General features: G+C 52.0%; 11 protein-coding genes. 2 read left to right on the plus strand and 9 right to left on the minus strand.

Annotated elements, in window-relative coordinates:
- Positions 1-86 precede the first annotated feature (86 nt).
- Entirely contained in the window at positions 87-1,355 is a 1,269-nt protein-coding gene (locus PSE_RS02265) for an imelysin family protein (protein WP_014283393.1), read from the minus strand.
- A 433-nt stretch (positions 1,356-1,788) separates the two neighbouring features.
- On the opposite strand from PSE_RS02265, the gene PSE_RS02270 reads away from it, so the two are divergent.
- Both PSE_RS02270 and PSE_RS02275 read left to right on the plus strand, forming a co-directional pair.
- On the plus strand, positions 1,789-3,639 hold the full coding sequence (locus PSE_RS02270; RefSeq protein ID WP_041767840.1) for a glycerophosphodiester phosphodiesterase: 1,851 nt from the start codon (positions 1,789-1,791) through the stop codon (positions 3,637-3,639).
- 25 nt (positions 3,640-3,664) lie between these two features.
- Positions 3,665-4,063: a hypothetical protein gene (locus PSE_RS02275; protein WP_041767842.1), complete on the plus strand. Its 399-nt coding sequence runs from the start codon at positions 3,665-3,667 to the stop codon at positions 4,061-4,063.
- A 317-nt stretch (positions 4,064-4,380) separates the two neighbouring features.
- Here the strand turns inward: PSE_RS02275 and PSE_RS02285 are convergent, their stop codons facing one another.
- From PSE_RS02285 to PSE_RS02320, 8 genes are all read right to left on the minus strand, one after another.
- On the minus strand, positions 4,381-5,238 hold the full coding sequence (locus PSE_RS02285) for a carbohydrate ABC transporter permease (protein ID WP_014283397.1): 858 nt from the start codon (positions 5,236-5,238) through the stop codon (positions 4,381-4,383).
- Complete coding sequence (locus tag PSE_RS02290; RefSeq protein WP_041767847.1) at positions 5,235-6,113, minus strand: carbohydrate ABC transporter permease; 879 nt, start codon at positions 6,111-6,113, stop codon at positions 5,235-5,237. The genes PSE_RS02285 and PSE_RS02290 overlap by 4 nt, the downstream gene beginning before the upstream one ends.
- 77 nt (positions 6,114-6,190) lie before the next feature.
- Positions 6,191-7,480 (minus strand): ABC transporter substrate-binding protein, encoded by a 1,290-nt coding sequence (locus PSE_RS02295; RefSeq protein ID WP_014283399.1) that lies wholly within the window; start codon positions 7,478-7,480, stop codon positions 6,191-6,193.
- A gap of 61 nt (positions 7,481-7,541) precedes the next feature.
- Positions 7,542-8,633, minus strand: a complete 1,092-nt coding sequence (locus PSE_RS02300; RefSeq protein ID WP_014283400.1) for an ABC transporter ATP-binding protein — start codon at positions 8,631-8,633, stop codon at positions 7,542-7,544.
- Positions 8,630-9,412: a DeoR/GlpR family DNA-binding transcription regulator gene (locus PSE_RS02305; RefSeq protein WP_208982213.1), complete on the minus strand. Its 783-nt coding sequence runs from the start codon at positions 9,410-9,412 to the stop codon at positions 8,630-8,632. The genes PSE_RS02300 and PSE_RS02305 overlap by 4 nt, the downstream gene beginning before the upstream one ends.
- Positions 9,413-9,610: 198 nt before the next feature.
- Positions 9,611-10,255 carry a GntR family transcriptional regulator gene (locus PSE_RS02310; RefSeq protein ID WP_008548547.1) on the minus strand — a complete coding sequence of 215 codons (645 nt, stop codon included), beginning with the start codon at positions 10,253-10,255 and terminating at the stop codon, positions 9,611-9,613.
- Positions 10,256-10,419: 164 nt separating this feature from the next.
- The gene (gene gndA, locus PSE_RS02315; RefSeq protein WP_008548725.1) at positions 10,420-11,847 is read right to left on the minus strand and encodes an NADP-dependent phosphogluconate dehydrogenase; all 1,428 of its coding nucleotides are present in this window, start codon (positions 11,845-11,847) and stop codon (positions 10,420-10,422) included.
- Positions 11,848-12,047: 200 nt separating this feature from the next.
- A complete protein-coding gene (locus PSE_RS02320) occupies positions 12,048-12,992 on the minus strand; it encodes an L-lactate dehydrogenase (RefSeq protein WP_008548488.1) in 945 nt (314 codons plus the stop codon).
- Positions 12,993-13,039 lie beyond the last annotated feature (47 nt).

The raw sequence follows: 13,039 nt of genomic DNA on the forward strand, positions 1-13,039 counted from the left end.
ACACGCAAACCAACGCAAATATCAACGCAAACAGAAGGCGAGGGGGATAAGTCCCGCATGAGTTGGCTCATGCGGGACTGGATTTCTTATTCGAATACTGCAGAAGGATTGTCGAGGCTGTCGGAGCCTTCGAACGCAATCTTTTCCAGTTTCAGAACCTGAACAGCACGCTGGATAGAAGCAGTCTGGTCAACAAGGCTATCAACCGCAGCCTGCACAACAGCATTACCTTCTGTGTTTCCTTCGCCGATCATCTGGTCGTAGGATTCAGTGGTTTCTGCGCGGGTCTTCATAGCTGTAAAGGTGCCGAGAGACGCGTTCAGCTTGCCTTCCAGTTCAGCGGAAACTGCAGAATCTGCCTTTGCAAGCAGGTCCTTAAGGGAAGCGCCCTCAACAACAGAACCGTCAACGCGGGTGTACTTGCCCTGGAATACGTTGTTGATGCCAACCACGTCGTTGTAGTGAGACATGTGGGTGTTGTCAGAGAAGCAGTCATGCTCTTCTTCAGGATCGTTCAGCATCAGGCCGAGCTTCATGCGCTCACCAGCCAGCTCGCCGTAAGAAAGGGAACCCATGCCGGTCAGGATGGTAGCAATGCCTGCAGCTTCGCCTTTGTCAGCCAGATCTTTACGTGCTGCGCCGTCAGCCTGCCATGCTGCAACCATCTCTTCCAGATCGGTGATAAGTAGCTTGGTTGCTGCCTGAAGGTACTGTACGCGGCGCTCACAGTTGCCGCCGGTGCAGTTTGCTGTGTCGAAGTCAGAAGCAGGACGGTTGCCAGCACCTTTCCCCGTTCCGTTCAAATCTTGTCCCCACAGCAGGAACTCAATTGCGTGGTAACCGGTCGCAACGTTTGCTTCCACTTCACCAGCTTCCTGAAGCTGATCAGCAAGCAGTGCTGGGGTGATTTCAGTTGCGTCGATTTCTTCGCCAGCAACGGTCACTTTCGCGTTCGCGATGATGTTTGCAGCGTAGTATGGGTTCTCTTCGGACTCATTGCCGTAAGCGCCATCAACGTAGTCGATCAGACCTTCGTCCAGCGGCCATGCGTTGACCTTGCCTTCCCAGTCATCAACGATCGCGTTACCAAAACGGTAAACTTCAGTCTGCTGGTATGGGTTACGAGCTGCAATCCATGCGCGGCGTGCGGCCTTCAAGTTGTCTTCAGTTGGCTCTGCGACAAGTGTGTCGATCGCACCTTGCAAGGTCTTTGCAGTTGTCAGAGAGTCTTCAAACGCTGCCTGGGCAATGTCGCCGTAGGTTGCAAGAACGTCAGAAGGAGTTGCAGCGACAGCAACAGTGGAAAGGCTGCCGAGTGCGACTGTACCGAGCAAAGCGCCACGGATAAAGCTCATTGTAATCCCCTTAAATGTGCAGTGAACTCGCCTCACGCTAAGCTTGGAAAATCCAGGCTGCACGAATTCAGTTAGCAAACGTATTCACGCTTTAAAGCGCGAGAAACTGCGGCTATTTCATATTCCTGACTTTTGTTGTCAAGTTTAAAAACAAGCACTTTCAGTAGTTTAGACTTTTTCTAAATATGAGTTTTAGTTGCAACTTATTGTCATTAAAAGCTTTTCCGCACTTTTGCAGTTGCAAATCATTCGCATAAATAAATGGGATAATATCGGGAAAATACGCGAATCCCCTGCTCAGTTGTTACCGTTTGTTTGGCATATCTTGACTTCGCTTCAGCCATACGCTCTTACGGAACCTTCTTCAGGTACATTTCAGGAAATTGGCATTAATCAGTCAGTCTGTCTGCACCAACAACGATAAGAACAGGCTATGGCGGCGCGATTACACACGCTTGCACAATTGATATTCCATGGTTGGAAAGCAAACGCGTTCCGTTTGCTGCTGGTCCACTACGCCTTTGTTTTCATCGGCGCGGTTGCAATCACACCCATCGTCGCTGGTCTCGGTAACTTCGTTATTGGCCTGTCAGGCAATGCGGTTCTGGCTGACTTTGAAATCGCTTCCTTCTTCCTGTCACCCATAGGCCTGTTCGGCGCTTTCGTCTTTGTCGTGGTCTTCATTGCCATGGCTCTGCTGGAGCAGGTGGCCATGCTGGCAGTGTTAGATAGGCAGGAAAGCGCGTTCCCAGCTGCACGTTATGCTCTGTTCTCAACACTCAGCATGTTCCCGCGTCTTGGCATGTTTACATGGCGACTGACGCAGCGACTGGTGATGGCCATGGTTCCCGGACTGGCCATTATCGCCTTGAGCGTGCTGATCTTTTTGCAAGAGCACGACATCAACTATTACCTCCAGTTTCAACCCGTTGAGTTCTGGATGGCTGCCTTCTTCATAGGAATTGGCGTAGCTCTGGTTATAGTTATGCCACTCTATGCAATCCTCGTCTGGGGTTTGTCTTTGCCGCTGGTGGTGCTGAGAGATCATCCTGTCGGCTCTGCTTTTGCACGAGCTCGCTTCCTTTCACGTGGCCTTCGTCCGGTCTTTGCAGGTGCAGTTTCTCTTTGGTTGCTGATCGATATCGCCATCCATGCGCTGTTCCTGATCTCTCTGGAACTTGTTGGCTCCTATGCCATCTCCTTTGGAGAGCAGTCTCCTGAGACACTGGCGGCGATCTTGGGAAGCCTTGTCGTGCTTCTGTTGGTCGGCAACACGCTTATCAGTGCGGTCATGTCTGGCAGTATGGCGTTGCTTTTCAAGGCAGCTTTGTTTGTAGCTGATGGAAAAGGGCACACATTCTCTGAGGTCCCGCACACACCAAAGCTGGAGAGTAAATGGGCTAACCCACTGACGCCTCTGCGCCTTGCTGCGCTGATTGGTGTTGTCGGAACCATTGTGGTGTTGACGGGAACCTATTGGGTCTCCGCTGACCTGCCGCAGAAGGATGTCCTGATCATCGCCCACCGCGGCGCTTCCTCTCACGCCCCGGAAAACACCATAGCGGCCATTGAACGAGCGCTGGAAGACAAAGCTGACTGGGTGGAGGTCGACGTTCAGGAGACTGCAGATGGCTTCGTGGTCATCGCCCACGACAGCGACTTCATGCGCCTGATCAGCAACCCAGCCAGCCCCTGGGATCTGACACTGGAGGAAATCCAGTCTCTCGATGTGGGCGGATGGTTCGATATGGAGTTCCAGGGTGAGCGCGTTCCAACGCTCCGTGAGGCTCTTGAGCTCGTGAAGGGAAAGGCAACTCTCCTCATTGAACTCAAATATTATCCCCGCAGCCGCAACGAAAATCTCGAAAACGAGGTCGCGCGCATCGTCACAGAAGCAAACATGGAAAACGACATAGCAATCATGTCGTTAGGCCGCCCAGCCCTCACCAGAATGCGAAAAATTGAGCCAAACTGGAACATCGGCCTTCTTACCGCCACATCTATCGGCAATTTCTCCGAACTCAAAGGAAACTTCGTAGCCGTCTCCTCCGCTTCCGCCTCTTTGAACTTCATCAGAAGAACACAAGAGACCGATAAGCAGGTTTTTGTTTGGACGGTTAACAATCCGTCTACCATGCTCCGCTACATATCCATGGGCGTAGACGGAATTATCACGGATGATCCTGCACTAGCGCGTAAGACATTGGAAGAATATAAAGAAATGAACCAGTTCGAGCGGTTATTACTTCATACTTCTGTCTTGTATAACCTGAGCTTGAACTAACGTTTCGACCGTAAGAATCTAGTATATGCCGTATTTTCTAGTAGTGCTTTTGGGCGCGTTGCTCACTGCCCTGTCCATGACCAATTCTGCGACGTCCAAGCCGCCAGTCTTGCTGCTCGGAGACCGCGATACTGTCAACGCGATTGTTGCTGAGGTTAATCTTCCCGATGACCGCCGTGGTCTTGTGCACGTCATTTTAGAAGATGCTCGTGTCAAAGCTGAGCGTCTGGATGGCGCAATTCTGCCAGTTTCTGCAAGCGCAGAGCCTCTGGTCGAGCTTCCGGCTGAGCAGTTTACTCTCGAACAATTGGATGCAGAAACGCGCGATGAGCTCGTCGAAGTTCTGGATGAAGACCAGATGAATGAGCTACACCGCGCGATCGGTGTGGTTTTGGCGAGTAATCAGATCGTTACCGTAGAATAATCTTCAACAACAATCTATCCTATTGAAGTAATAGGGCTATTCATCGTCATCTTCGTTATCGTCGGGAATAGCAAGATCAACCATTCCTCCTACGACACTTGTCCCAACCTTCGCAGTTGTTGTGACTGCTGTCGATGCAACAGACACGGCAGCGCCACCTACTGAAACGACAGCGCATCCGGATACTCCGAGTAATACTGCAAGAATACTGGCTGTTATCGCGACAAGTCTCATCTATTCCCCTCAAAAAACTGTCGTGAACCTCCTCGAAGGTCACCTATTTCAATCAAATTTGAAGGGTAGGAATTACTAATTCCCTACTTAATCCCCGCACGCATGAAGCTCTGCACAAATTGTCTTTGAAACAGCAGGAAAGCGATGAGCAGCGGGCCAGACGTCATCAGCGTTGCTGCATTGATCACGCTCCATTCCACACCACCATCCACTGCTGCAAATATTGAGAGCCCAACAGTCACTGGCCGCGTCTCAACGGAGTTCGTGATGATCAACGGCCATAGGAAATTGTTCCAGTGGTGGCTGACAGAAACAAGCCCGTAAGCAAGGTAGGTCGGGATTGCCAGCGGCACATATACCTTCCAGAGAACCAGTAGTGGACCAGCACCCTCCACTCGAGCGGCTTCATCCAGCTCTCGAGGAATGGTCTTAAACGTCTGCCGCAAAAGGAAGATCCCAAAGCCGGATGCCATGTATGGCAGGCCAATCGCCACAATGGTGTCTATCAGGCCAAGGTTCCGGATCATCTTGTAGTTCTCGACGATTAGGATGTCCGGCATCACCAGCAGCTGCAAAAGCACAAGTGTGAACAGGATGTTGGACCCTGGAAACTCAAAGCGTGCAAAGGCATAGGCTGCCAATGTGCAGAGCACGAACTGAGCAACCAGAATAAGCGTCACCAGCATGGTCGTGTTCAGGAAGTACTGAGCAAACGGGGCAGCTGACCACGCCTTGGTGAAGTTCTCCAGAGTAAGCGGAGCAAACAGCTCAAAGTTGGCCTCATAAGCTGCTGGATGGAAGGCCGTCCAGATCGCGTAAAGCAAAGGCAAGGCCCACAAGATCGCGAGCGTCCAGGCGCCGAACGTGTTGAGCGCTCGATCAAAATCAAACTGGCGCGGAGGAGCAGCTTCAACTGTTTTAGAAATAGATAAGTCACTCATCTGTAATGCACCCGACGATCCATGAAGAAGAATTGGCCGATCGCGATGATCGAGAGAAGAGCCAGCATCACGACGGTTAGCGTGGCGGCGTAAGAGGTCTGCCAGAACTTGAAGGCCACCTCGTAAATATAAAAGAGCAGCAAAGACGAGGCATTATCTGGCCCGCCGCCCGTCATGGTGAAGATGTGATCCACCAATCGGAAGGAGTTAATAACAGCGTTGATAGATACGAACAAAGTTGTTGGCATGAGCAGAGGCCACGTGATCTTCCAGAAGAACGTCCAGCGACTTGCCCCTTCAATATCAGCAGCTTCTTTATAGGAGGGTGGAATGGCCTGAAGTGCTGCGAGATAGAAGATCATGAAGAACCCTGCTTCCTTCCAGATGGTCACCACCATCATACAGATCAGCACGGTTTCCTGCTGGCCCAGCCAGGAATTTTCCGGAAGCCCAAAGACGCCCATTCGGATCTGATCGATCAGGCCAAAGCCCGGCGTGTAGAAAAACAGCCAGATGTTCGCCACTGCAATCAACGGCAAAACCGTGGGTGCAAAGAATGACATGCGAACAAGGCTGCGCCCCTTAAGCTTGTCATTCACCCAGATAGCCATAAGCAACGAGATTCCAATGGACGCGGGAATGGTTGCCATCGCATACCAAAGGTTATTGACCAGCACTTTCCAGAAGATTGGGTCCGCCATCAACTCTTCATAGTTCCGCAATCCAACAAACTTGGCTGGCCTGCGCCCCCGCGGAGTGGAGAAGAAACTATTGATGATGGTGGTGATGGCCGGGAAGTGGGTAAACGCGAACAACATAACCATTGCTGGAGTGAGCAACAGCCATGCGTAAATCCACTGCATACGTCTGGTCATCTGGCAACCTCTTGGAAAATGCTGGAGCGAGGCACAAAACAGCTGCGCCTCGCTGGATCACGAGAAATCAAAAGAGCTTAGCGATATTCGGAAAGAATACGGTCTGCTTCAGCTTGTGCACCCTTCAGAGCTTCTTCCGGTGTTTTCTTACCGGTGATTGCAGCATGCAAAGCGTCGTTGAACACGCGGGTAACGCGCTGGTTCTGGTAGGTTGAAAGTTCAGCAACAGCATGCTTCAACTGCTCACGAGCAACCAGTGCTGGTGGGAAGTCAGCTGCGTAGGCCTTCATCTCATCGGTTTCCCAGGCAGCAGGAGACGGAGCAACGTATCCGGTAGCCATGGACCATTTTGCTGCCTGTTTTGGAGCAGTGATCCACTTCACGAAGTCCACGGATGCTTTCTTCTGCTCATCGCTGGAGTCTTTGAAGATGTAGAAGTTACCGCCACCGGTAGGTGCTCCACGGCGCTTGTTCGCTGGCAGCATGGCAACGCCGAAGTCGAACGGAGCGTTGTTACGCACGTTGGTCAGGTTGCCAGTAGAGGTCCACATCATCGCGGTGTTGCCTTCGAAGAAGGCTTTCGGTGTTGCACCCCATTCGATGATACCAGGAGCCATCACACCATGTTTGCCGGAAAGGTCGACAAGGTACTGAAGGGCTTCAACAACCTTCGGATCGTCGAAGTTAGTTTTGTTGCCGTCAGAGTTTGCCAGAATAACGTCGTTCTCGGTGGTCAGCCCCTGGAACAGCCAGTATGGGAAGCCTGAAGACGGAATACGCACGCCCCACTGGGTCACGTTGCCAGATGCATCTTTCTTGACAAGCTTCTGGCCCATGGAAACCATTTCTTCCCATGTTGCAGGTGCTTTTTCTGGATCCAGACCAGCAGCCTTGAATGCTTCCTTGTTCCAGTACAGAACTGGAGTGGAGCGCTGGAACGGAATGCCGTAAGTCTTGCCACCAGTCTGAGAGTTCTCCATGAAGGCAGGATAGAAGCTGTTCAGCCACTTCTTGTCTTCTTCGGTGTTGGCGATCTCGTCAAATGCAATGATGACGTCTTCATCGATCAGGGTGAACATGTCGACTGACAGGATCACAGAGAGCTGCGGAGGGTTGCCGCCACGTGCAGCAGTCAGCGCTTTGGAAACAGTGTCCTGATAAGAACCGGCATAAACCGCATCAATGTTCACATCAGGATTTGCAGCTGCGTACTCCGCAGTCAGCTCTTCAATGGTTTGAGCAGCTTTACCGCCAACAGCTACAGGGAAATAAAATTGCAGATCAACCGCATGAGCGCTGATCGCAGTACCAAGGGATAGAGCAGCGGCAGAAGCTGCCAGACCTAAAGACTTGAAAATGGATTTCATAGGTTTATATCCTCAAATTGCCCTAGTTTTTGGGGCACTCCAATGCGCTGATGCGCGTTTTTCAAGCCGGCTCGAATTGCACCTCGACCGGCTTGAATTCTTCCCGACGCTTGCCGGTATCTCTCTGAAAACTTGCAGGAATTTCTTCATCCCAAGCCAGTCCAATATTCTGGCCCGGTTTCAACTCGGTGCTGCCCTTCACACGCACAAGCAGCTTTTCACCGCCGACTGAGCAACTCGCCAGCGTATCCGCTCCCATGTATTCAAGGCTCACAACTTGAGCCGGAACTCCGTTTTCACCAGTTAATCTGATGTCCTCTGGCCGTAGACCCAGCAGGCAACCTTCTGGCGCTTCAGGCAGCAAGGATTGAGCAGTCTCTGGCGTCACCGCACGAACCTTATCCAGCTCAACGATGTTCATGGGCGGCGTTCCGATAAAGCGTGCTGTAAACACGCTGGCTGGTCGCTCATAAATCACCTTCGGTGTTGCCACCTGTTCAACTTCCCCCTTGTTCATCAGCACCACCTGATCTGCCATGGTGATGGCCTCGGTCTGGTCGTGGGTTACGTAAACCATTGTCAGGCCAAGTTGCTGCTGCAAAGCGCGCAGCTCAACACGCATCTCCTGACGAAGCTTGGCATCAAGGTTAGAAAGCGGCTCATCCATCAGACAAACAGGTTTTTGTGAGACGATGGCACGCCCAAGAGCCACACGCTGCTGCTGACCGCCTGACAATTGCGATGGTTTCCGGTCTAGCAATTGAGAGATACCCAGAAGATCAGCTGCATTCTTTAGCCGTTCATCCCGCTCCGCTCTGCCAACCTTGCGCACCTTCAGGCCAAACAGAATGTTCTCAGCAACAGAGATGTGCGGAAAGAGCGCATAGTTCTGGAACACCATGGAAATGTCGCGCTGGGCGGGAGAGTGATAAGTCACATCTCTCCCGCCAATAATGATTTGCCCGGAAGTTGCCTCTTCCAACCCGGCAATCAAGCGCAACGTCGTGGACTTGCCGCATCCACTGGGCCCCAAAAGAACTGTAAAGCTTCCACCTTCCACTGACAGGTTCACGTTGTTGACTGCCGTTGTATCGCCCCATGACTTGGTCAGGTTCGTAAGTTCAAGGCGAGCTGGATGGTGCAGGCTGCTCATAGAGGTGGCTCCTGTTTGCAGATAACGAGTTCTGCAGATGACTTCTCAATTATTGAAAGGATTGAAGCAGGTGGCGTCTCTTCGCAGAAGATCCGGGTGACATCACTCAGGAAACCCGCACGCACGTGGGCGAGGCGGCCAAACTTGGAATGGTCCAGAACGAGGAACGACTGGCGACAGTTTGCTAAAATAGCCTGACGTGCTGCTGCTTCATCCTCATTGAAGTCCAGAAGCGTCCCGTCACTATCCACGCCAGCAACGCCAAAGATGCCGATGTCGAATTTGTAGCTCCTGAAAAAGCCTTCTGCACTGGAACCAAGAACGTCCAGATCCCCATGCCGCAACCGCCCGCCAGCAATCGTCACCTCACTCGAGGTGTTCCGAAGAGCCGCAATGGCAACGTTCATGTTGTTGGTGAAGACCTTCAGCCCCTCATGGGTCTCAAGCGCTTCTGCAACAATCTCTGGGGTCGTGCCGATGGAGAATGCAAGCGTTGCGCCGTCACCGATGTACTCAGCAACAGAATGCGCGATTGCATTTTTGGCTTCCAGATTGAGGATCTTCCTGGCTTTGTAGGTGATGTTCCCCCGATTGGCAGGAACTTCCACACCGCCATGCACACGCCTTAAAAGCCCCAGTTCACTCAACCGGTTGATGTCCCGGCGGATCGTTTGGGTGGTGACGGCAAACTGGTCGGACAACGAGTCTACGCTCGCGAAACCGCTGGATCGCACGAGAGAAATAATTTCTGACTGTCTGATAGTGAGCGTTGTTTCCATCACAAAGTCTGCTTCAATCCGCAAATATGCTGTTCATATGAACATCTACTATGTTCATATGAAACTTATGTGATATCTCAGACTAATAAAAGTGAAGCTTATTTGGGCTGGTTTTCTAGGTACTTATACCGACTCACTTAAACAAAAAGCGCGCTCTGATGGCAGAACGCGCTCCAAAACACCAAATTTTGGGGTGGATCAGGTCAGCTGAGTGAAGAACTTCAAGCGAGCCTTATGTGCCTCCGCAATGTGATGGCGGGCAGCTTTGTCAGCACGGTCACAGTCACGCTTGGAAATTGCATCCACGATCTCAGCATGCTCTTCAATCGCCAACCGCCGACGATCATCATCCGTCAGGGTTGTGCCTGCAAGCAGCAGCAGGGACAAACGCATATGATCGATCTGCTCAACCAGATAGCGGTTGTGTGAGGCAAGATAGAAACGCCGGTGGAACTCACGGTTGGTCTTGATCAGACGCTCGGCGTCAGCAAGGTTCTGCATGTCAGACTCAACCATCTCCTGCAGAATCTCTATCTCAGCCGTGGAAGCATGCTGCGCAGCCAGGCGGCCCGCAGTGCCTTCCAAGACTTCACGAAGATAGTAAAGTTCGCTGATCTGGTTATGGTCCAGACTAGGAATAACCATACCGCGGTTTGGCTCGTGAACAGCAAGTCCCTGGGCCTCAAGGCGCTTCAGGCCCTCGCGGATAGGGGTACGGCTTACGCCAAATTTCTCTGCCAGTTCAGCTTCCCGCAGGCGACTGCCGGGTTTCAGTTCACGGCTCTCAATCGCTTTAATGAGACGGCGGTAAATCTCAGCTCCGTTGGGTGAATTGGCAGTCACGTCTAGTTCCCGGGATTAGTAAAGGCTCGGTTTGTAGCAACTACATGCCAGCCTTTTAAAGGACGGGCAGGGCCACACATGCGGTCCTGCCAGTTTCTGCGATAAATTTCAATCAGGCATAGCACAGCCTAGTTAATAACTAGCATGCCTAAGTTGTTTAGGGCTTACGCACCACCTGCAGGCCATGGGCCATGGAAGCCGGAGCCTTCTTTGTCGGTACGCTCAAAGCCATGCTGACCGAAGAAGTCGCGCTGACCCTGAATAACATAGGCAGCAGTGCGCTTCTGGCGGATCATATCGAAGGAAGCAAGAGCTGCTGAAAGAGCAGGTGTTGGAACTCCGTTTGTGACGCACAGGCTCAGAACATCGCGCAGACCTGGAACTGCATCTTTCATGCGTTCGATAATTGCAGGGGCCAGATACAGAGACTTCAGTTCAGGATTCTCATCGTACGCTTGTGCAATCTCATCAAGGAACCGAGAACGGATAATGCAGCCCTGACGCCAGATGCGAGCGATATCGCCCATCGGCAGATCCCAGCCGTTTTCCTTGCCGCCTGCAGCTAGTACAGCAAAGCCTTCTGCGTAAGCAGAAATCTTACCAGCAATCAACGCACGTTCACACGCTGCAATGCCTTCCTGCTTTTCTTCCCAAGTCAGAATTGCATCTGACTGCGGGTAGATATCAGCAATTTCTTGGCGTAGTTCGCGTGCAGAAGAAAGGCAACGAGCAGCAACAGCTGCATCAATACCGGTTGCAGGAACACCCAACATGTGCGCTTCAACAGCAGACCAACGACCAGTGCCTTTCTGGCCAGCAGTATCCAGAATTACGTCAAGAATTGGCTTGCCGCTCTCTTCGTCAACCACACCCATCACATTCGCGGTGATTTCGATGAGGTAAGACGCCAGAGGGCCTTCGTTCCACTTGGAGAAGATCTCTGCCTGTTCCTGAATGCTCAGGCCTAAGGTAGAGGTCATCACTTCGTGCACTTCGGCGATCATCTGCATGTCAGCATATTCAATGCCGTTGTGCAGGGTCTTTACGAAGTGACCAGCACCTTCTGGGCCCATCAGAGCAACGCAAGGCTCATCATTGTGCTTCGCTGAGATTGCTTTCAGGATCGGCTCAATGCGCGCATATGCGGTTTCAGAAGCACCAACCATGATGGAAGGACCAAAGCGAGCGCCTTCTGCACCACCCGAAACGCCCATGCCAACAAAGGTGAATGGCGTATCAGCCAGTTCTTTGTAGCGGCGGTTGCTGTCGTGGAAGTCGCTGTTACCTGCGTCGATCAGGATGTCACCGTCTTTCAGGTGATCTTTCAGAACAGAAATCTGCTGATCAACAGGTGCGCCAGCCGGTACCATCAGAATGATAGGACGAGGGGCTTTGATGTTCGCTACCAGCTCTTCAGTGCTGTAGCATGGAATGAACATATCCTTGAGGTGACCAGCCTTTTCCATGAAAGCCTGGGTTCCCTCTGCAGTACGGTTGAATACCGCTACCTTATAGCCATTGTCTGCGATATTAAGAGCCAGATTAGCTCCCATGACGCCCAGCCCTACAAGGCCGATGTCCGCCTGTGTCATCAATACTCTCCGCGCTGCAAGTAGTGCACAAACACGCGCAAAAACCTAATCCAATAGCTAACTTGGCGATTGTATGCGCTTGTGCATCAGAAACTAGGTCTGTGGCATAGGTGAAAAACAGGAATTTGCCAAGGTGGGAATAAGAAAATTCCGCAAAAGCCTAATAAAACTGCCGAAATTATGCTTTTGCGGGACCTTCCTTATTTCAGGTGCTTGGAAAGCACTTCTTTTGCAGCTGTTTCCAGCGCAACTGCGGAGGCCTGCAACTGGCTGCGCTCCACTTCATCCAGACTCGGGAAGAGCGTCGCTTCAATGCCATCAGCACCCAGCACGCGTGGTACAGAAAGAGCTGTATCCTTCACGCCCACAATCTCTTCATTGACGATAGAAAGACTGATCACAGCGTGCTCGTTGGTCAGGATGGCTTTCACAATGCGGGAGAGGCCGGAGCCAATACCGTAGTTGGTCGCGCCTTTGCCTTCGATGATGGAGTAAGCCGCGTAACGAACACCATGATCAATGCGCTCACGCACTTCCTGTGTGATTGGCTTGTTGATCTGTTCTGCAAACGTAAACAGCGGCGTGTTACCAGCCTTCGCGCCAGACCACACCAGCACTTCACTGTCGCCATGCTCACCAAGAACGTCCGCATGCACGGATGTCGGCGTAATTCCCAGATGCTTGCCCAGCAGCGTACGGAAGCGCGCTGTATCCAAAATGGTACCGGACCCAATAACGCGGTTGCGTGGCAGGCCGGAGATCTCGGTCGCAACCTGAGTCATGATATCAACCGGATTGGTCGCAATTATTAGGATCGCGTTTGGTGCGTACTTCAGCACTTCCGGAATAACGCTTGCAAACACACCTGCGTTTCGCGCCAGCAGCTCAATGCGGGTCTCTCCCGGCTGCTGGTTCACGCCAGCTGCAATCACAACAACGGCCGCATCTTTCAGGTCGCTATAATCACCACCGATAATGCTCATAGGGCGTGCGAATGGGGTCGCGTGAAGAATGTCTTCTGCCTGAGCAATGGCGAGTTTTGGGTTGTAATCGACGAGAACGATTTCGTTGCCCACACCGTTTATGGCCATGGCATAAGCAGCAGTACTTCCAACCGCGCCAACACCAACTACACCGATTTTCATAGGGCTATCCTTTTCTCATCACTCGCTTCTTAAATATTATGCCTGTG

This window comes from Pseudovibrio sp. FO-BEG1 (assembly GCF_000236645.1).
GTDB lineage: Bacteria > Pseudomonadota > Alphaproteobacteria > Rhizobiales > Stappiaceae > Pseudovibrio.